Origin of the sequence: Streptomyces sp. NPDC051636 (assembly GCF_044453765.1) — a bacterium.
Classification (GTDB): domain Bacteria; phylum Actinomycetota; class Actinomycetes; order Streptomycetales; family Streptomycetaceae; genus Streptomyces.
Genome location: NZ_JBITDA010000001.1, coordinates 674,963 through 694,080, shown reverse-complemented (window position 1 = coordinate 694,080; position 19,118 = coordinate 674,963). Strand labels below are relative to the sequence as shown.

Annotated in this window: 16 protein-coding genes and 4 pseudogenes; 8 read left to right on the top strand and 12 right to left on the bottom strand. The window is 71.8% G+C overall.

Annotation, left to right across the window (positions count from 1 at the left end):
• The first annotated feature begins 7 nt into the window (after nucleotides 1-7).
• Complete coding sequence (tyrS, locus tag ACIBBH_RS03300) at nucleotides 8-1,276, top strand: tyrosine--tRNA ligase (RefSeq protein WP_399401382.1); 1,269 nt, start codon at nucleotides 8-10, stop codon at nucleotides 1,274-1,276.
• A gap of 57 nt (nucleotides 1,277-1,333) precedes the next feature.
• Here the strand turns inward: tyrS and ACIBBH_RS03295 are convergent, their stop codons facing one another.
• On the bottom strand, nucleotides 1,334-1,615 hold the full coding sequence (locus ACIBBH_RS03295; RefSeq protein WP_399401380.1) for a GlsB/YeaQ/YmgE family stress response membrane protein: 282 nt from the start codon (nucleotides 1,613-1,615) through the stop codon (nucleotides 1,334-1,336).
• A gap of 218 nt (nucleotides 1,616-1,833) precedes the next feature.
• On the opposite strand from ACIBBH_RS03295, the gene ACIBBH_RS03290 reads away from it, so the two are divergent.
• Both ACIBBH_RS03290 and ACIBBH_RS03285 read left to right on the top strand, forming a co-directional pair.
• A complete protein-coding gene (locus tag ACIBBH_RS03290) occupies nucleotides 1,834-2,232 on the top strand; it encodes a DUF3099 domain-containing protein (RefSeq protein ID WP_399401378.1) in 399 nt (132 codons plus the stop codon).
• Between the two features lie 241 nt (nucleotides 2,233-2,473).
• Nucleotides 2,474-2,692 carry a hypothetical protein gene (locus ACIBBH_RS03285; RefSeq protein ID WP_399401376.1) on the top strand — a complete coding sequence of 73 codons (219 nt, stop codon included), beginning with the start codon at nucleotides 2,474-2,476 and terminating at the stop codon, nucleotides 2,690-2,692.
• A gap of 27 nt (nucleotides 2,693-2,719) precedes the next feature.
• Here the strand turns inward: ACIBBH_RS03285 and moaA are convergent, their stop codons facing one another.
• The 3 genes from moaA to ACIBBH_RS03270 all read right to left on the bottom strand — a co-directional run bounded on the left by moaA (nucleotide 2,720) and on the right by ACIBBH_RS03270 (nucleotide 5,863).
• Nucleotides 2,720-3,709, bottom strand: coding sequence for a GTP 3',8-cyclase MoaA (gene moaA / locus ACIBBH_RS03280; protein WP_399401374.1), 990 nt, complete (start codon nucleotides 3,707-3,709; stop codon nucleotides 2,720-2,722).
• Nucleotides 3,710-3,884: 175 nt separating this feature from the next.
• Entirely contained in the window at nucleotides 3,885-5,510 is a 1,626-nt protein-coding gene (locus tag ACIBBH_RS03275; RefSeq protein WP_399401372.1) for a cation acetate symporter, read from the bottom strand.
• Nucleotides 5,507-5,863: a DUF485 domain-containing protein gene (locus ACIBBH_RS03270; protein WP_399401370.1), complete on the bottom strand. Its 357-nt coding sequence runs from the start codon at nucleotides 5,861-5,863 to the stop codon at nucleotides 5,507-5,509. Before ACIBBH_RS03270 ends, ACIBBH_RS03275 begins: the two co-directional genes overlap by 4 nt.
• Nucleotides 5,864-6,119: 256 nt before the next feature.
• Between ACIBBH_RS03270 and ACIBBH_RS03265 the strand changes: the two genes are divergently transcribed.
• Together ACIBBH_RS03265 and ACIBBH_RS03260 are read left to right on the top strand one after the other, a co-directional pair.
• The gene (locus ACIBBH_RS03265) at nucleotides 6,120-7,640 is read left to right on the top strand and encodes a S8 family peptidase (protein ID WP_399401368.1); all 1,521 of its coding nucleotides are present in this window, start codon (nucleotides 6,120-6,122) and stop codon (nucleotides 7,638-7,640) included.
• Between the two features lie 218 nt (nucleotides 7,641-7,858).
• The gene (locus tag ACIBBH_RS03260) at nucleotides 7,859-9,238 is read left to right on the top strand and encodes a CoA transferase (RefSeq protein ID WP_399401366.1); all 1,380 of its coding nucleotides are present in this window, start codon (nucleotides 7,859-7,861) and stop codon (nucleotides 9,236-9,238) included.
• A gap of 98 nt (nucleotides 9,239-9,336) precedes the next feature.
• Here ACIBBH_RS03260 and ACIBBH_RS03255 read toward each other — a convergent pair whose 3' ends face one another.
• The 5 genes and pseudogenes from ACIBBH_RS03255 to ACIBBH_RS03235 form a co-directional block, all read right to left on the bottom strand.
• Nucleotides 9,337-10,047, bottom strand: coding sequence for a VIT family protein (locus ACIBBH_RS03255; protein WP_399401364.1), 711 nt, complete (start codon nucleotides 10,045-10,047; stop codon nucleotides 9,337-9,339).
• Nucleotides 10,048-10,073: 26 nt separating this feature from the next.
• Nucleotides 10,074-11,313 (bottom strand): annotated as a pseudogene (locus ACIBBH_RS03250) (amidohydrolase family protein).
• A pseudogene (locus ACIBBH_RS03245) lies at nucleotides 11,310-12,165 on the bottom strand (amidohydrolase family protein); the annotation flags it as partial. The pseudogenes ACIBBH_RS03245 and ACIBBH_RS03250, both read right to left, overlap by 4 nt.
• Before the next feature lie 2 nt (nucleotides 12,166-12,167).
• Nucleotides 12,168-12,548, bottom strand: a pseudogene (locus ACIBBH_RS03240) (SDR family NAD(P)-dependent oxidoreductase); the annotation flags it as partial.
• Nucleotides 12,549-12,564: 16 nt separating this feature from the next.
• Nucleotides 12,565-13,344, bottom strand: a pseudogene (locus ACIBBH_RS03235) (acetoacetate decarboxylase family protein); the annotation flags it as partial.
• 155 nt (nucleotides 13,345-13,499) lie between these two features.
• Here ACIBBH_RS03235 and ACIBBH_RS03230 point away from each other — a divergent pair.
• The 3 genes from ACIBBH_RS03230 (at nucleotide 13,500) to ACIBBH_RS03220 (ending at nucleotide 15,684) form a co-directional block, all read left to right on the top strand.
• On the top strand, nucleotides 13,500-14,501 hold the full coding sequence (locus tag ACIBBH_RS03230) for a DEDDh family exonuclease (RefSeq protein ID WP_399401362.1): 1,002 nt from the start codon (nucleotides 13,500-13,502) through the stop codon (nucleotides 14,499-14,501).
• Nucleotides 14,502-14,612: 111 nt separating this feature from the next.
• Nucleotides 14,613-14,846 (top strand): hypothetical protein, encoded by a 234-nt coding sequence (locus ACIBBH_RS03225; RefSeq protein ID WP_399401360.1) that lies wholly within the window; start codon nucleotides 14,613-14,615, stop codon nucleotides 14,844-14,846.
• A gap of 49 nt (nucleotides 14,847-14,895) precedes the next feature.
• On the top strand, nucleotides 14,896-15,684 hold the full coding sequence (locus ACIBBH_RS03220; RefSeq protein ID WP_399401358.1) for an SURF1 family protein: 789 nt from the start codon (nucleotides 14,896-14,898) through the stop codon (nucleotides 15,682-15,684).
• A gap of 4 nt (nucleotides 15,685-15,688) precedes the next feature.
• Here ACIBBH_RS03220 and ACIBBH_RS03215 read toward each other — a convergent pair whose 3' ends face one another.
• The 3 genes from ACIBBH_RS03215 to ACIBBH_RS03205 form a co-directional block, all read right to left on the bottom strand.
• Nucleotides 15,689-16,621: a hypothetical protein gene (locus ACIBBH_RS03215; protein ID WP_399401356.1), complete on the bottom strand. Its 933-nt coding sequence runs from the start codon at nucleotides 16,619-16,621 to the stop codon at nucleotides 15,689-15,691.
• Between the two features lie 81 nt (nucleotides 16,622-16,702).
• Nucleotides 16,703-16,891, bottom strand: coding sequence for a YbdD/YjiX family protein (locus ACIBBH_RS03210; protein WP_399401354.1), 189 nt, complete (start codon nucleotides 16,889-16,891; stop codon nucleotides 16,703-16,705).
• Nucleotides 16,888-19,041, bottom strand: coding sequence for a carbon starvation CstA family protein (locus tag ACIBBH_RS03205; protein WP_399401352.1), 2,154 nt, complete (start codon nucleotides 19,039-19,041; stop codon nucleotides 16,888-16,890). Before ACIBBH_RS03205 ends, ACIBBH_RS03210 begins: the two co-directional genes overlap by 4 nt.
• Between the last annotated feature and the right edge of the window lie 77 nt (nucleotides 19,042-19,118).

The window sequence follows — 19,118 nt, the reverse complement described above, 5'->3', positions numbered from 1 at the left end:
GAGAACCGTGACGGACATCGTCGACGAGCTGAAGTGGCGGGGGCTGTTCGCCCTGTCCACTGACGAGGACGCTTTGCGCAAGGCGCTCGCGGACGGTCCCGTCACGTTCTATTGCGGGTTCGACCCGACCGCGCCGTCGTTGCATGTGGGGCATCTGGTGCAGGTGCTCACCGTGCGCCGGCTCCAGCAGGCCGGTCACCGGCCGCTGGCGCTGGTCGGCGGCGCGACGGGCTTGATCGGCGACCCCCGGCCGACGGCGGAGCGCACGCTGAACGACCCGGAGACGGTTGCCGGCTGGGTGGGCAAGCTGCGCTCCCAGATCGAGCCGTTCCTGTCCTTCGAGGGTGAGAACGCGGCCGTCATGGTCAACAACCTCGACTGGACCGCGGGCCTGTCCGCGATCGAGTTCCTGAGGGACATCGGCAAGCACTTCCGCGTCAACAAGATGCTGACGAAGGACTCCGTGGCCCGGCGCCTGGAGTCCGACCAGGGCATCAGCTACACGGAGTTCAGCTACCAGATCCTGCAGGGCATGGACTTCCTGCAGCTGTACCGGCGGTACGGCTGCACGCTCCAGCAGGGCGGCAGCGACCAGTGGGGCAACCTCACGGCCGGACTGGACCTGATCCACAAGCTGGAGCCGCACGCCAACGTGCACGCGCTGGCGACGCCGCTGATGACGAAGGCGGACGGCACCAAGTTCGGCAAGACCGAGGGCGGCGCCGTCTGGCTCGACCCGGAGATGACGACGCCGTACGCGTTCTACCAGTTCTGGCTGAACGTGGACGACCGGGACATCTCGACGTACATGCGGATCCTGTCCTTCAAGTCCCGCGAGGAGCTTGAGGAGCTGGAGAAGCAGACCGAGGAGCGTCCGCAGGCGCGGGCCGCGCAGCGGGCGCTGGCCGAGGAGCTGACGACGCTGGTGCACGGCGCCGGCCAGACGGCCGCCGTGATCGCCGCGTCCAAGGCCCTCTTCGGCCAGGGGGAACTGGCGGCCCTGGACGGCAGGACGCTGGCCGCGGCCCTGTCCGAGGTACCGCACATCCAGGTCGCCGAGCTCGGCCCGGTGGTCGACCTGTTCGCCGAGGTCGGCCTGGTGCCCAGCAAGTCGGCCGCGCGGCGCACGGTCAAGGAGGGCGGTGCCTACGTGAACAACGTCAAGGTCACCGCGGAGGACTCCGTCCCGGCGAAGGAGGACCTGCTGCACGGCCGCTGGCTGGTGCTGCGCCGGGGCAAGAAGAATCTGGCGGCCGTCGAGGTCACGGGCGCCTGAGAGGCGCTGCAGGACGGCTCCCGCTTGCTGTGGGGGCCGTCCTTCGGCGTGCCCGGGTCAGGCCCGCTCTCTCCTCCGGTTGCCCCACAGCGCCATGTACGCCATGTCGCCGACGGCGACGATGATGATCGCGGCGATGAGCTGGAAGGCGTGCCGGCTCCAGTCGATGCCCTGGGTCGCCGCGACGCCCACCGCGCGGGCGATCGCGTTGCCCACGATGGCGCCGAGCATGCCGAAGATGGTGGTCAGCCAGAGCGGGCAGTGCTGCTTGCCCGGAATGATCGCCTTGGCGATCAGACCGAGCACGAATCCCACGATGATCGCCCACAACCAGCCCATGGCTGCCTCCTCGTACGGCTCGACGTGAGCATTACGCCCAGTCTCGGCGCGTCCGCCGTACGGCGCACGTCGGGTACGGCCGGGGGGCGTACGGGGCGCTACGTGGCACGGCGGAGTGTGTTCGCCCCGGCAGGGGGTGACCCGGGCTCGAACGCGGCCCAGCCGCGGCGTACCGTGGAAGCCGGGGAGAGGCCGACGCGGGCGGATGGTGGAATGTGATGCGGAAGCAGCATGGTGGCGGCGACGTCCAGGTGTTCCGGATCACCGGAGCGCGGACCGGCCTGGCGGAGGACGTGCGCGGCCGGCAGCGCCGGTACGTCATCTCCATGACGATCCGCACCATTGCGGTGATCCTCGCGGCCACGCTCTGGAACGTCGAACGGCACGTCGCGATCGTGGCGTTGGTACTCGGCGCGGCCCTGCCCTACATCGCCGTGGTGGTCGCCAACGCGGGCCGCGAGCGGGCGCCCGGGCTGCCGTCGACCTTCGTGACGGCGCCGACGCGGCTGGAGATCGCGCCGCCCCGGGCGGACGACACGCAGACGGAACCCGTGCCGGGGGACACGCCGGCGGGTCCCCCGGCCGGGGTGCCCGGTGAGCGGTCGGACCCCGTGTGACCATCACGGATGAGTGGCGGGTGGACGGGGACTCCGCACCAAGCTCAAGAAAAGCTCAGATCAATCATGCTGTTCCAGTGCCGGTCGGCGGGTTACCCGTGACATACTTCGTACGCGCTCCGCATCCCCCGTCGGAGCGACGGACCGACGCCGGGCAGCTCCCCCCGTGGCTGCTCGGCGTCGCCTTGTTTGCGGCCTTTTCCGCGCTGTTCCTGTTCGCCGTTGCCTGTGAGACGAACCCGTGAGTGACGAGACCCCCATCTGCTCCGCCAAGGGCTGCCGCACCGATGCCGTGTGGGTACTGGCGTGGAACAACCCGAAGATCCACACGCCGGAGCGGCGCAAGACGTGGCTGGCGTGCGAGGAGCACCGGGAGCACCTGTCGCAGTTCCTGGGTGTACGGGGGTTCCTGAAGGACGTCGTGAAGCTCCAGGACTGGGAAGCGCCCGAAGGCTCCTGAAACTGGGGCCGGTCCGGGGGACAGGCCCTAACCCCCGATCGCCGACATCGGCCGGTCCGGCTGGACGAACGACGGGTCGTCGAGGCCCGCGCCCGCCTTCTTGCCCCACATCGCCAGGCGCCAGATGCGGGCGATCTCCTCGTCGGGGGCGCCGGAGCGCAGGGCCGTGCGGAGGTCCGTCTCCTCGGTGGCGAAGAGGCAGGTGCGGATCTGGCCGTCGGCGGTGAGGCGGGTGCGGTCGCAGGCCGCGCAGAACGGGCGGGTGACGGAGGCGATGACGCCGACGCGGTGCGGGCCGCCGTCGACCAGCCAGCGTTCGGCCGGGGCCGAGCCGCGCTCCTGCTCGCCCTCGGGCGTGAGGTCGAAGCGGGTGCGCAGGGAGGCGAGGATGTCGCCGGCCGTCACCATGCCCTCGCGCTTCCAGCCGTGCTGGGCGTCCAGGGGCATCTGCTCGATGAAGCGGAGTTCGTAGTCGTGCTCGACCGCCCAGGCCAGGAGGTCGGGGGCCTCGTCGTCGTTCAGGCCCGGCATCAGGACCGAGTTGACCTTGACCGGGTTCAGGCCGGCCTCGCGGGCGGCCTGCAGGCCCTCGATGACGTCCTTGTGGCGGTCGCGGCGGGTGAGGGTCTTGAAGACGTCGGCGCGGAGGGTGTCGAGGGAGACGTTGACCCGGTCCAGGCCCGCCGCCTTCAGGGCGGTCGCGGTGCGCCTGAGGCCGATGCCGTTGGTCGTCAGGGACATCTGGGGGCGGGGCTCCAGGGCCGCGACACGCTCCACGATGCCGACCAGGCCGGGGCGCAGCAGGGGCTCGCCGCCGGTGAAGCGGACCTCGGTGATGCCGAGGGAGGTGACCGCGATGTCGATCAGGCGGACGATCTCGTCGTCCGTCAGCAGGTCGGGCTTGGCCAGCCACTGCAGGCCCTCCTCGGGCATGCAGTACGTGCAGCGCAGGTTGCACCGGTCGGTCAGCGAGACCCTCAGGTCGGTGGCCACCCGGCCGTAGGTGTCGATGAGCACGTGGGCCCCCTCCCTCGTCGTGGATCACTGCGATCACTCGTGTGCCGTCACTTGTGAGCCTACGCGACAGCACTGACAGCGACACAGGCCCGATCCCACGACGTAAGACACGGCCGCGTCGTAGGGAGCTACGATCCCCGCGACGCGGCCGCCCGCACGACGCTCCGCGAAGGTCTCAGTGCGCCCCGGTCCCGGTCAGGGACCGCACCTCCAGCTCCGCGTACTTGCCGGTGTCCGGCGCCTCCTTCGACAGGAGGGTGCCGACGAGCCCCAGCAGGAAGCCGACCGGGATCGAGATGATGCCGGGGTTCTCCAGCGGGAACCAGTGGAAGTCGGTGTCCGGGAACATCGACGTCTCCTTGCCGGAGACCACCGGTGAGAACAGCACCAGGCCGACCGCGGTGACCAGGCCGCCGTAGATCGACCACAGGGCGCCGGCGGTGGTGAACCGCTTCCAGAACAGGCTGTAGAGGATCGTCGGCAGGTTGGCGGAGGCGGCGACCGCGAAGGCCAGGGCGACCAGGCCGGCGACGTTCAGGTCACGGGCGAGGGCGCCCAGCAGGATCGAGACGGCGCCGATACCGACCGTGGCGTACCGGGCCGCCTTGATCTCCTGCTTCTCGGTGGCGGTGCCCTTCTTGATTACGTTGGCGTAGATGTCGTGGGCGAAGGACGAGGACGAGGCCAGGGTCAGGCCCGCGACGACCGCGAGGATGGTGGCGAAGGCGACCGCGGAGATGGTGGCGAGCAGGATCGCGCCCCAGTTGGAGTCCACGCCGCCGAGGTGGAGGGCGAGCAGTGGCGCGGCCGTGTTGCCCGCCTTGTTGGAGGCGACGATCTCGTCCGGTTTGATCAGTGCGGCGGCGCCGAAGCCGAGGGCGAGGGTCATCAGGTAGAAGGCGCCGATCAGGCCGATCGCCCAGATCACCGACTTGCGGGCGGCCTTGGCCGTGGGGACCGTGTAGAAGCGGATCAGGATGTGCGGCAGGCCCGCGGTGCCCAGGACCAGGGCGATGCCCAGGGAGATGAAGTCCAGCTTGGTGGTGCCCGTGGCGCCGTACTTCAGGCCGGGCTCCAGGAACGCGGAGCCCTTGCCGCTGTTGTCGGCGGCCTTGCCCAGCAGGTCGGAGATGTTGAAGTGGAACTTCAGCAGGACCAGGAAGGTCAGCAGCAGGGCGCCCGCGATCAGCAGTACGGCCTTGACCATCTGGACCCAGGTGGTGCCCTTCATGCCGCCGATGGTGACGTACACGATCATCAGGAGGCCGACCAGGGCGACGATGCCGATCTTGCCGCCGTCGCTGGTGATGCCCAGCAGCAGGGAGACCAGGACGCCCGCGCCGGCCATCTGCGCCAGCAGGTAGAAGATCGACACGACGATCGTGGACGTACCGGCCGCCGTACGGACCGGGCGCTGACGCATGCGGTACGCCAGCACGTCGCCCATGGTGTAGCGGCCGGAGTTGCGCAGCGGCTCGGCGACCAGGAGCAGGGCGACCAGCCAGGCGACGAGGAAGCCGATGGAGTACAGGAAGCCGTCGTAGCCGAAGAGGGCGATGGCGCCGGCGATGCCGAGGAAGGACGCGGCGGACATGTAGTCGCCGGAGACGGCGAGTCCGTTCTGGAAACCGGTGAACTGCCGTCCGCCGGCGTAGAAGTCGGCGGCGTCCTTGGTCTGGCGGCCCGCCCAGACGGTGATGACGAGGGTGGCGGCGACGAAGACCGCGAACAGGGTGATGATCAGCGGCCGGTGCTCGCTCGCCTCACCGGCGGCCAGCACGCTCTGCTGCGTGATGCTCATGCGCCGCCCTCCGTCCGGGACTTGATGGCCTCCGCCTTGGGGTCGAGGCGGGCGGCGGCCCGCCGCGCGTACCACCAGGCGATGAGGAACGTGGTGAGGAACTGGGCGAGGCCCAGCACGAGGGCGACGTTGACGTTGCCGGCCACCTTGGTGCCCATGAAGTCGCCCGCGTAGTTGGACAGCAGGACGTACAGCAGGTACCAGGCGATGAAGGCCGCGGTCAGCGGGAAGGCGAAGGAGCGGTAGGAGCGGCGCAGTTCACCGAACTCCGCGCTCTCCTGCACCGCGACGAACTCCTCGGTGGAGGGGAGTTGGGGGTGGGTTTTCGAGGGGGGCGGTGTCTCGGTAGCCACGGAGTCTCCTCGTGTTGCGGGCGGTTTGCGGCGGGGGCTCGATCCTGCTCGGGCTCCCCGTCGAAGGTCCACGGCGCCACGCGAGGTCCGGTTCAAGTCCTATGAGTTCTTTCGGAAGTCGTCTCTGGAAGTCATTGCTGGCCGGCGAGACGGGGAGATAGCTTCGCCCTGCACCACCAGTCATGTACCTGCCCGAGCACGACCTGTGTCTCGGGCCGGTCTCGTTTCGGATGACTCCGGATGATGTGGAGATCCCATGCCTCATCTGCGCTCCAGACGCCGGCTCGCCCTTGCCGTACCGGTCGCGCTGTCGCTCACCGCGTCGCTCGGCTTCCTCCCCTCGGCGGCGTCGGCGGCCCCGCTGACGGCGGAGGCGACGCACGCGGCCGACGGCCCGAACCTCGCGTACGTCGTGAACACCAGGGCCGACCACCACACCATCGCGTCGGTGCGGAAGGCGATCACCGCGGCGGGCGGCTCCATCGTGATGACGTACGACAGGATCGGCGTGATCGTCGTCCACTCGTCGAACCCCGGCTTCGCCACGGCCATCCGCAGGGTGCGCGGCGTCGACTCGGCCGGTGCCACGCGCACCGCGCCGCTGCCCGCCCAGTCGACCACCGACGTCGGCACGCCCGAGGTGCTGAGCGCCGAGCGGGTCGCGGACGCGCAGGCGGCCGACGGGCAGGACCCGTTGGAGCCGTTGCAGTGGGATCTGCCCGCCATCAAGGCGGACAAGGCGCACGAGAAGACGCTCGGCAGCCGGAACGTCACGGTCGCCGTCATCGACACCGGCGTCGACGACACCCACCCCGACATCGCGCCCAACTTCGACCGGCAGGCCTCCGCCAACTGCGTCTCGGGCAAGCCGGACACCACCGACGGCGCCTGGCGGCCCAGCGCGAGCGAGAGCCCGCACGGCACGCACGTGGCCGGTGAGATCGCCGGCGCGAAGAACGGCGTCGGCATCACGGGCGTGGCGCCGGGCGTGCAGGTCGCCGGCATCAAGGTGGCCAACCCGAACGGCTACTTCTACACCGAGGCCGTGGTCTGCGGCTTCGTGTGGGCGGCCGAGCACGGCGTCGACGTGACCAACAACAGCTATTACACCGACCCCTGGTACTTCAACTGCACCACCGACCCGGACCAGAAGGCCCTGGTGGACGCCATCACCCGGGCCTCCCGGTACGCGGAGCGCAAGGGCGCGGTCAACGTCGCGGCGGCGGGCAACGAGAGCTACGACCTGGCCTCCGACTCGATCACCGACCCGGTCTCCCCGAACGACTCCACGCCGTCGGACCGGGTGATCGACCCGCACGAGTGCTTCGACATCCCGACCCAGCTGCCGGGCGTCGTGACGGTCGCGGCGACCGGCGCGAAGGGCATCAAGTCGTCGTTCTCCAACTACGGCCTGGGCATGATCGACATAGCCGCGCCCGGCGGCGACTCGACGACGTACCAGAAGCCGGAGCCCCCGGCGACCAGCGGCCTCATCCTGGGCCCGCTGCCCGGTGGCACGTGGGGTTACATGGCGGGCACGTCGATGGCGACCCCGCACGTCGCGGGTGTCGCCGCATTGATCAAGTCAACCCATCCGCACGCCTCCGCGGCCCTGGTGAAGGCCCTGCTGTACGCGGAGGCCGACGCCACGCCGTGCACGGACCCGTACGACATCAACGGGGACGGCAAGGTCGACGCGGTGTGCGAGGGGCCGAAGAACCACAACGGCTTCTACGGTTTCGGCACGGCGGACGCACTGGCTGCCGTGACCAAGTAGGCCCAGTGCGGGGGAGATCCGGGCCGGACGGGGTGACCGTCCGGCCCGGCGTCTCGTGCGGCGGGATCTCCGTCATGTCCGAGTCGGCGGACGGTACGTGGCCGAGGTCGCTCAAGCCCAGGGCTGGGAGCTGCGTCCCACGGACGTGCGCAAGGAGGTGCGCCTGTGGTGGGCCGCCCCCTCCAAGGTTGATTGAATCAATAGTGCATAGTGCAGTCATGACTCCAATCAAGAGTGCATGGGACGCGGTGGGCGGCGATCCCGCTCTGCTCTCGCGTGTGTCCACCGTCGTACGCCGGGCAGCGCTCGGAGCCAAGCTGCCCGTGCGGGAACTGGCCCGCTCCTGCGTGGGCGCCTGCGCGCTGGCCGCCGCCGAACTGGGGGCGCGGCGGGCCGGACTCGCCGAGGTGCCGGAGGTGCGGGTGGACGACGGGGCGGTCGCGACCGCCTTCCGCAGCGAGCGGCAGCTGCTGGTCGACGGGCGGGCGCCGGTCGTGTTCGCGCCGCTGTCGCGGTTCTGGCGCACGGCCGACGGATGGGTGCGTACGCACGCCAACTACCCCCACCACCGGGCACGGTTGCTGACCGCGCTCGGGCTGCCGGAGGACGCCCCGGCCCCCGTGGAGGACGTCGCGGCCCGGCTCGCCGAGCGGTGCGCGCGCGAGGTCGAGGAAACGGTGTACGGCGCCGGGGGTCTCGCGGTCGCCCTCCGCACGCCCGCGGAGTGGGCCGCGCACGAGCAGGCCGCCGCGGTCGCCGGCCGGCCGCTGGTCGAGCGCGGACGGCTGGACTCGGCACCCACCCGCGTACTGCCGTCTGTGGAGAACGCCTCTCCCCTGCTGCCCGCCGCCGGGCTGCGCGTCCTGGACCTGACCCGGGTCCTCGCGGGCCCGGTCGCCACCCGCACGCTCGCCCTGCTGGGCGCGGACGTCCTGCGGGTGGACCCCCCGCACCTGCCCGAACTGCCCGACCAGCACGCCGACACGGGCTTCGGGAAGCGGTCGGCGGCCCTGGACCTCGCCACGGACCGGGGGGCCTTCGAGGAGCTGCTGGCCGCGGCGGACGTGGTGGTCACCGGGTACCGGCCGGGCGCCCTGGACCGGTTCGGCCTCTCCCCCGAGGCGCTGGCCGAGCGGCGGCCCGGGCTGGTCGTGGCGCAGGTGTCGGCGTGGGGCGCGTACGGGCCCTGGGGCGGGCGGCGCGGCTTCGACAGCCTGGTGCAGGTCGCCACCGGCATCGCGGCCGTCGAGGGGTCGGCCGACGGGCCCGGTGCGCTTCCCGCGCAGGCACTCGACCACGGCACCGGTTATCTGCTCGCGAGTGCCGTACTGCGGGCGCTGACCGAGCAGGCGTACGACGGCGGGAGCCGCTTCGTCCGGCTGGCGCTGGCCCGGACCGCGTACTGGCTGACGGACGGGCTGGAGCGGGGCGCGGACGGCCACCTCCCGTACGACGGGCCGGACGCCTGGCTCGCCGAGACGGACAGCGGGCTCGGGCGGCTGCGGTACGCACGGCCGGCCGTGTCCTTCGCGGGCGCCCCGGCCGACTGGGCGCGGTCTCCGGTGCCCTGGGGGACGGACGCGGCTCGCTGGGTCTGAGCGCGGGCCGGAATGGCGTGGCGGCCGTCCTCGGCGGCCGTCCTGCCGTCGGCACCGGGCACTTCCCGCCCGAACGCCTCACCCCCGGGATCCGACCGTCACACCCCCGCCGCCCCCAGCAGAGCCCCCACCGCGTACGTCACCCCCATGGCCAGCGCCCCGCCCCCCACGTTCCGCACCACCGCCCGGCCGGGCGCCGCCGCCCCCAGCCGCGCGCTGCTCCACCCGGTGAAGACCAACGCCATCAGCACGGACACCACCGTCACCGGCAACCGCCGGTCCGCAGGCGGCAGCACGATGGCCAGGAGGGGCAGCAGGGCCCCGGCCGTGAAGGCCAGGAAGCTCGCCCAGGCCGCGTGCCAGGGGTTGGTCAGCTCGTCCGGGTCGATGCCCAGCTCCACGCGCGCGTGGGCCCTGAGCGCGTCCCGCGCGGTGAGCTGCTCCGCGGCCTCCCGGGCGACCTGCCGGGACAGTCCGCGCTCCTCCAGCAGTTCGGTCAGCTCCTCCAGTTCGGCCTCGGGCTGCTCGCGCAGTTCCCGTTTCTCCACCGCCAGGGCGGCCTTCTCCGAGTCGCGCTGCGTGGAGACGGACACGTACTCGCCCGCCGCCATCGACATCGACCCGGCGAGCAGCCCGGCCAGGCCCGCCGTGAGCAGGGCGGCGCGGGAGTCCGTCGCGCCGGCCACGCCGACGACGAGGCCGGCGGTGGACACGATGCCGTCGTTCGCGCCGAGGACGGCCGCCCGCAGCCAGTTCAGACGCGAGCCCAACGCGCCGCTGTGCGCCTCGTCGTGGGTTGGTTCCGTCACAGCAGCGAGGATCTCACTGGCGGCCGTCACCAGACCCGTACCGACGCTCCCCGCGCGAACACCGGACTGGTCGCGTCGGCGGGCGGTTCGGGCAGGGGCTCGGCGATCTCCGCCGCCGTCGGGCCGGCCTGCGCCGCGATCGGGTCGAGGAGGTCCAGGTCGAAGCCGTACACGCGGGCGGCGTTGCCGCCGAGCATGGCCGTGAGTTCGTCCCGGGGCACGCCCGCGAACGTGAAGCGAAGGGCCTCCCGGGAGTACGGGTGGGTTCCCTCGTCGTGGGGGTAGTCGCTGCCCCACATGATCTTGTCGACGCCGATGCGGTCGCGCAGCGGCACCTCGTGGGGGCGCATGAAGCTGGCGCCGACGTGGCAGTTCTCGCGCCAGACCTCGGACGGCGCGCTGCCCGTGCCGGCCGCCAGGCCCGCGCCGAACCTGGACTCGGCCGTGGGCGCCTTCGTCGCGGCGGCGACCAGGCGGCCGTGGTAGTAGTCCAGCATGTCGAGGACCCCGGGGATCCAGCCCGAGCCCTGCTCGGTCAGGACCAGATGCAGGCCCGGGTGGCGGCGGAAGGCACCACCGAGGACGAGGTGCCACAACGCGCGGTGGGAGAACCAGGTCGTCTCGACCATGAAGACCGCGCGGGCGGCCGGCTCGTCGCCGAGCGGCGGGGCCGCCGAGCCCGCGTGGTGGTTGACGGGAACGCCGAGTTCCGCGCAGACGGCCCAGATCGGGTCGTACGCCGACGAGTACAGCTCGGGAAGGCCGGAGCCCGGCGGAGTACCCGGCAGCAGCACCCCCCCCTCGCAGGCCCGCCCCGACCGCCCGCCTGATCTCCCTCACCGCCTCCCCCACGTCGTTCAGGAGGATCTGGAAGACGCCCGCCCGGTGTCCCGGCGCGGCCGCGCAGAAGTCCGCCAGCCAGCGGTTGTGGGCGCGCAGGCCCGCCCAGCGGCGGTCGAAGTCCTGCGCCGTCGGCGCAGGTGCCATCAGGGATTTGGAGGGGAAGAACGGCGGGATGGTGTTCGGGAAGACCACCTCCGCGACGATCCCGTCCTCCTCCAGCTCGGCCAGCCGGCGCTCGGAGTCCCAGTTCCGGTCGGCGGAGTCGGCGAGCAGGTCCTCGTACGGGTTGACGTACGTGGCCGCCCAGGCGTCGAAGTCCTCATGGAACCGCCGCTCCAGGTACGGCTTGTAGTCGAGGAGGTCGGCTCCCGCGTGGCAGTCGGCGGAGATGACGGTGTAGCGGTCCTCGCCCGGAGAGCTCACGGGGTCACCCCCAGCACCGGAAAGTCGTGGCCGGTCAGCCAGTGCCGCCCCGCCTCGCGCGAGCGTGCCCAGGACGCCTCGACGGCCGCCTGGTCGTCCGGTTGGCCCAGGTCGGCGGGCGCAGGGCCGATACGGCGGGCCAGCGGGGTCAGTTGCGCCACGTCGAAGCCGAAGACCTCGGCCGCCGCCAGGCCCAGCATGCGGCGCGTCTCGGTCACCGGGATGTCGTGGAAGGTGCGCTTCAGCCACGCGCGTGTGTCGGGCCAGGTGCCCTCGGGATGCGGGAAGTCGCTGCCCCAGAGGATGTTGTCGACGCCGATCTCGTAGCGGTGGGCCAGCTCGCGGCGCTTGGTGTTGGTGGCGCAGACGAAGACCTGCCGGTCGAGGTACTCGTGCGGCGGGCGCGTGAGCTCCTGGAAGGGGGAGAGTTTCTTGCCGCCGTGCGCGCCGAGGTAGAGGCGGTCCATGAACCACAGCAGGTTCGGCAGCCACCAGCAGCCCGACTCGGCGACACCGAAACGCAGGTCGGGGTGGCGCTCGAAGACGCCGGACCAGAGCAGGAACCACAACGGGCGGGCGGGCCACCAGGTCACCTCGCTCACGAAGATCCCCAGGTGGTCGCCGTACTCCTGGCGGGGCGCGCTGCCGGAGTGGGTGAGGACCGGCATGCCGCACTCGGCGGCCGCCGCCCACACCGGGTCGTAACGGCGGTCGTGGTAGGGCTCCTTGCCGGCCCACATCGCGGGGATCATCAGGGCGCCGAGGCCGGACTCCCGGGAGCGGCGGATCTCCTCGACGACCTGCTCCGTGGGAGCCGTGACGGGCAACAGGGCGACTGCCGCAGTGCCGTTCGCGAAGGCCTCGACGCCGTGGAAGACGCCCCAGACGTTGACCGCGAAGGCCCACTGCCAGTCGTTCGGGTCGTGCTCCCACATGCGGCCCTCGGCGCCCGAGCCGACCCCGGCGTTGTTGCACAGGACGAGCACGGCGCCGTACGTCGCGTACGCCGACTCGGCGAGCCCCAGGACCTGTTCGCGGACACCGACGTCGACCACGCGCGCGTGTACGTCGGCACCCTCCGCGCGCAGGTCGTCGGCGGCCTTGTCCAGGGCGGCCGCCTCGACGTCGGCGAGGACCACCTTCAGCCCCTCGGCCGCGAACCGCCGGGCCATCGCGAGGCCGATACCGCTCGCGGCGCCGGTGACGACGGCGACCTGACCTTCCCGCAGCTCCATCAGAGGCTCTCCTCCGTGGTGCGTCCAGGACCTGGCGCGGATCGTCGTACCGCTGGTGCACGTACGGCAACAGCGCCTGCGCGTCGACCCGTTCGACGACCCGGCCGCGCTGGTCGCTGGTCTTCTCGCCGAGGGTGATCTCCAGCAGACGGTGGACGGGGAGGTCGGCGACGGGGTCGTACACGGACTCGCGCAGGACGACGTCCCCGGTGACCGCCTCCAGCCTGCGCACCGTCTCGTGGCGCACGCAGTGCACGAGTACCGGATCCGCGTCGAAGCCGGAACCGTCCACCGCGGGAAGGAACTTGAAGTAGAAGTCGGTCTTCCGTGACGGCTCGGGCAGCGGCACTTGCCGGCCGACGGCGCCGCGCATCTCGACGAAGGCGATGCCGTGCCGGGCCATCGACGCGCGGACGACGAGACCGTCCCGTTCCACCGTCACCTCGCCGAGCTTCTTGGGCTCCCCGAAGACCTCGCGGCCGCCGGTGAGGGCGCGTTCGTGGGTCATCGGCATGACGAGCGGGTACCAGCCCTCGGTCCCGTCGTGGTCGGCGGCGACCGCGAACGAGCCCGCCTCGAGCGGGTATCCGGGCAGGTCGACCCTGCTGACGGTGACCCGGACCAGAGGGCGTCCGGTCGGTTTCAGCGGGGGCGGGAGCACCGCCGCCACCGCGTCCGGATCGGTCTCCCACAGGGCCACCACGCCGGTGGACCAGATGCCGGGGAGCTTCGCGCTCGCGGTGCGCGCGGCCCTGACCTCCGCCTCGGTCCGCGCGCCGTACCGTACGCGTGCCATGCCGTACCGCCCTTCCCTGGGCCGTCAACCGCCGGGCGGCAGCACGGTCGCACCGGGCGGTGAAAACGTCCATAGCCGCGCACGTGGACATTTACGGCACCGGACCCGAACCTCCGGGAGGGGACTGTCAGTCGTGGCCCGTATCCTCAGTGACCATGCTCGAAGACCTCACGACGGCAGCGTCCTCCCCCACCCGGTGGCCGACCGCGTATCCCCAGGGATACGCGGTCGTTGACGTGGAGACCACGGGCCTGGCCCGGGACGACCGGATAATCTCCGCGGCCGTCTACCGGCTGGACGCGCGCGGTGAGGTCGAGGACCACTGGTACACGCTGGTCAATCCGGAGCGCGACCCGGGACCGGTGTGGATCCACGGTCTGACGAGTGAGGTCCTCGAGGGCGCACCGCTGTTCGCGGACATCGCCGAGGAGTTCGCCGCCCGGCTGGAAGGCCGGGTGCTGGTCGCGCACAATGCCGTCTTCGACTGGCAGATGATCGCGCGGGAGTACGCGCGTGCGGAGCGCGAGGCCCCGGTGCGGCAGCGGCTGTGCACGATCGCGCTCGCCAAGGAGCTGGGCCTGCCGCTGCCCAACCACAAGCTGGAGTCGCTGGCGGCGCACTTCGGGGTGGTGCAGCGGCGCGCGCACCACGCGCTGGACGACGCGCGCGTGCTGGCGGAGGCGTTCCGGCCCAGCCTGCGGGCCGCGGCCGAGGGCGGTGTACGGCTGCCGCTGCTGGAGTGCCGGCCGCTGACCGAGTGGCAGGACCGGCCCGCGCCCCGGATCGGCCGCCAGGCCGGCAGCGGCGGGGGCTACGGCGGCTACCGGCCGGGCGGTTGGCGCCCGGCCCGCAAGCGGCCCGCGTGCCCCTATCCCAACCCGGGACGGTACGAAGAGGGCAAACGCCTCAAACAGGGCATGCGGGTGGCGTTCTCCGGGGACACCTCGGTCGAGCGCGAGCTCCTGGAGGACCGGGCGACCGAGGCGGGGCTGCACGTCGCGACCAGCATCTCCCGGCTGACCAGTCTGCTGGTCACCAACGATCCCGACTCGGGCACGTCGAAGGCGGTCAAGGCGCGGCAGTACGGGACGCCGGTCGTCGACGAGGGCGCGTTCGGGCAGCTCCTCGTGGATGTGGAGCCGGCGTCGGAGGAGTGATCGTACGGATGGATGACCGTAGGGACGGGTGACCGTACGGATGGGTGATTACCGGGCGACTCGCCCGGCGCCCGCTCGCCCGGGCGACGGCGACGGCTCACTCTGTGGCGCATGGCGAGATGTGAAGTTTGCGGCAACGACTACGGCATGACCTTCGAGGTGCACGCCCAGGGCGCGGTGCACGTCTTCGACTGCTTCTCCTGCGCGATCCACCGTATGGCACCCATCTGCGAACACTGCCGGGTGCAGATCATCGGCCAGGGCGTCGAGGCAGAGGGCCGCTGGTACTGCGGCGCCCACTGCGCACGGTCCGACGGGAAGGTGGGCGTCGTCGACAAGGTGTGACCCGGTACCCGCCCGATTGCACCCCACGACCGAGTTGTACGGTCGTGGGGTGTACCGCTTCCTGTTGACCCGGCAGTGGGTGATCCTCACCCTGATCGCCCTGCTCCTGATCCCCGCGATGATCTGGCTGGGCTTCTGGCAGAAGCACCGGTACGAGATGCGCAGCGCCCGCAACCAGCTGGTCGCCGAGGCGCTGTCGGCCAAGCCGGTGCCGGTGGAGAAGCTGACCTCCCCGGGGCATGCCGTCACCCGTGCCGAGAAATACCGCACCGTCACCGCGACGGGCACCTTCGACACCGCACGGGAAGTGGTCGTCCGGCGCCGGGTCAACGCCGACGACGAGGTCGGCTTCCACGTCCTCACCCCGTTCGTCCTGACGGACGGCAAGATCCTTCTGGTCAACCGCGGCTGGATTCCCGCGAACGGGGCGCAGACCAGCTTCCCGAAGGTCCCCGCACCGCCCGGCGGCCGGATCACCGTCACCGGGCGTCTGATGGCCGACGAGACGACGGCGGCCAGCGGCATCAAGGAGATCAAGGGGCTGCCGGACCGGCAGATCATGCTGATCAACAGCGAGGAGCAGGGACGGCGCCTGGGCGCCCAGGTGCTGGGCGGCTACATCCAGCAGACCGCACCGGAGCCGAAGGGCGGCACTCCCGAGCAGATCTCGGACCCCGGCAAGGAAGACGCACCGCTGAATTACGCGTACATGGTCCAGTGGTGGCTGTTCGCCGCGGCCGTCCCCTACGGGTGGTTCGTCCTGGTACGCCGCGAGGCCCGGTCCCGGGCGGAGGCGGCCGGGCGGCCGAGCGAGGAGCCGGCGACCGCCGTGGTGTGAGCCCTCACGCGCCCAGCCGCTCGCACCAGTAGAGGAAGGTGCGCTCCGGCTCGGGCAGCAGGTCCCAGGGCCGAGGCGTCATGTGGCGGGCGATGCGGCGGAAGACGGGAGCGGCGTCGGCCGGGCGGTGGGTCCGGGTCAGGGCGAAGGCGAGGATGTTCAGGTCGGCGACGGCCTCGGCGTGCGACGCGGTGCCGGCTCGGAACCAGCGGGCCAGGGCCGCCTCCACCTCCTCGGCCGCCCGGGGCTCGTACCAGTGGCCGTCGGCCCCGAACGGCATCCGCCGCTGCCGGTGGGCGACGAGCTCCACCCGGGCCGCGACGGGGAGCAGGGCGAGCGGTGAGCCGTACGGCGCACGGGCCGCGCCCTGCCGCGCGAAGTCCAGCATGTCGGCCACCGTGCCGTGCCCGCGCGGTGACAGGTACCGCAGCATCCGGTGGTAGGCGGCCCGCTGCCAGGGGGCCCGCTGGACGGCCTCGGTCCACACGGGCACGGCATCCCGGACCGGGACGGCGAACGCATGCATCACCTCCAGCAGCGCCAGCCACGGAGCCGGGTCCTCGGGGCACACCCCGGCGGCGCCCAGACACGCCCGCTCGGCCTCCCGGGCGGCGCCCCACCCCTCGGCCCCGGCCCGCGCCGACAGCACGCAGGCGCGCAGCACCAGGGCGTCACCGTCGCCGGGCCGGTCGGCGGACCAGCGTTCGGACACCGCGGGCGGCAGGTGCCGCGCCAGTACGGACATCCGGTGCGTCCGCCGGTCCCAGTCGCGCCCTGTCTCGCACAGCAGCCGGGCGACCGGCTCCCAGAGGGGGCGGGTACGGCCGGCGCCGAGCCCGTGGAACGGCTGGGCGGTGCGCAGTTCGGCCAGCGTCGAGTGGAGCGCGCGGTCGTCGAGCTCGGGGCGGATCACCAGGGCGGAGCGGCGTCTGAGCATGTCGGTCCCGGTCGGACGGGGGGAAGGGGGAAAGGCGTGGGGCGGGTGCCTGTCGCCCGCCCCACAGTCTTGGTGTGCGTCTCAGCAGCAGCGGCCCTGCGGGTGCGTCTCCCGGTGCAGCGCGCGCAGCACCTGGTACTCCCGGCGGGTCGGTACCGGGGCACGCGGGTGCCGGTTCCGGTGGCGCTCGCAGTAGCGGTCGTACTCGGCCTCGCCGGTCAGCTCCCGCAGGTACCAGCGCACCGCCCGCACCCACCGCCGGGCGTTCACGAGCGGGCTCCCACCAGGGGTTCGCCGGTCTGCTCGGGCACGTCGATGCGGGACTCGGCGTACGGCGCCTCGGTGGTCGGCAGCGTCCCCGGCGAGCGGACCGCCCGCACGCACACCACCGCCGCGTTCGCGACGACGACCGCGACCAGCAGCAGGAACAGCGCGATCAGGACGCCGTCGACGGTGGAGTTGGTGACCACGGTGTGCATGTCGTCGAGGTTCTTGGCGGGCGGCAGGACCTGCCCGGTGTCGATGGCGTCCGCGTACCGCGCGCGCTGGGCGAAGAAGCCGACGCGGGGGTCGCCGGAGAAGATCTTCTGCCAGCCGGCGGTGAAGGTGACCGCGACCACCCAGGCCAGCGGGATGCCGGTGACCCAGGCCCAGCGCAGCCGCCCGGACTTGACGAGGACGGTCGTGCACACCGCGAGGGCGATGGCGGCGAGGAGCTGGTTGGCGATGCCGAAGAGCGGGAAGAGCTGGTTGATCCCGCCGAGCGGGTCGGTGGCGCCGGTGTACAGGAAGTAGCCCCAGGCGGCCACGACCAGGCCGCTGCACAGCCAGATACCCGGCTTCCAGTTGACCCGGCCGGCCGGCCGCCACACGTTGCCGAGCATGTCCTGGAGCATGAAGCGTCCGACCCGGGTACCCGCGTCGACGGTGGTCAGGATGAACAGCGCCTCGAACATGATCGCGAAGTGGTACCAGAAGGCCTTCATCGCGGTGCCGCCGAACACCCCGGAGAATATCTCCGACATGCCGACCGCGAGGGTGGGCGCACCGCCGGAGCGGGCGATCAGCGTCTGTTCCTCGACGGCCCTCGCCGCATGGGTCAACTGGTCGGGGGTGATGGTGAAGCCGAGGCCCGCCACGGCGTGCGACGCCGACTGGGCCGTCGTCCCGAGCAGCCCGGCGGGCGCGTTCATCGCGTAGTACAGGCCCGGCTCCAGGGTCGCGGCGGCGATCAGCGCCATGATCGCGACGAACGACTCCATCAGCATGGCGCCGTAGCCGATCATCCGGACCTGGGACTCCTTCTGGATGAGCTTCGGAGTCGTACCGGAGGCGACCAGGGCGTGGAAGCCGGACAGCGCGCCGCAGGCGATCGTGATGAAGAGGAACGGGAAGAGCGAGCCCGCGAAGACCGGGCCCGCCCCGGAGCCCGCGAACTTGCTGACCGCGTCCGCGTGGAGCACGGGCGCGGCGGCCACGACGCCGGCGGCGAGCAGCGCGATGGTGCCGATCTTCATGAAGGTGGAGAGGTAGTCGCGGGGCGCGAGCAGCATCCACACCGGCAGCACGGAGGCGACGAAGCCGTAGCCGATCAGGCAGAAGACCAGGGTCGTCGGGCTCAGCGTGAACGCGCCGGCCAGCGAGGAGTCCTGCACCCAGCTGCCGCCGGCGATGGCGAACAGCAGCAGCGCGACCCCGATGAAGCTGGCCTCGACGACCCGGCCGGGCCGGAAGCGGTGCAGCCAGAAGCCCATGAACAGGGCGATCGGGATGGTCATGGCCACGGAGAAGGTGCCCCACGGGGAGTGGGCCAGGGCGTTGACGACCACCAGGGCCAGCACACCGAGCAGGATGATCATGATGGCGAAGACCGCGACCAGCGCCGCGGCGCCGCCCGCCCGGCCGATCTCGTCGCGGGCCAGCTGCCCCAGCGACCTGCCGTCCCGCCGCATGGACAGGAACAGCACGACCATGTCCTGCACCGCCCCGGCGAAGATCACTCCGGCGACGATCCAGAGCGTGCCGGGCAGGTACCCCATCTGCGCCGCGAGCACCGGTCCCACCAGCGGGCCGGCGCCGGCGATGGCGGCGAAGTGGTGGCCGAGGAGCACCCGGCGGTCGGTGGGCTGGAAGTCGACGCCGTCCTCCAGGCGTTCGGCGGGAGTGGCACGCCGGTCGTCCGGCTGCAGCACACGGCGGGTGATGAAGCGGGAGTAGAAGCGGTAGGCGATGGCGTACGAGCCGAGCGCGGCCACCACGAGCCAGACCGCGGAGATCTTCTCGCCGCGGGCCAGCGCGAGGACACCCCAGGCGACGGCGCCGAGGAGCGAGACGACGGCCCACAGCAGGACCGAACGGAGGGGCATACGTGATCTGACGGACACCTCGGGACCGGATTCGGGCAGGGCTGACACAGGCATGGCGGCTCCTCACCTCAGCGGTGACGTGGGCACCTCGTGACACGAGGTGTGCGGCGATCAGCGACGACGGCTCTCCC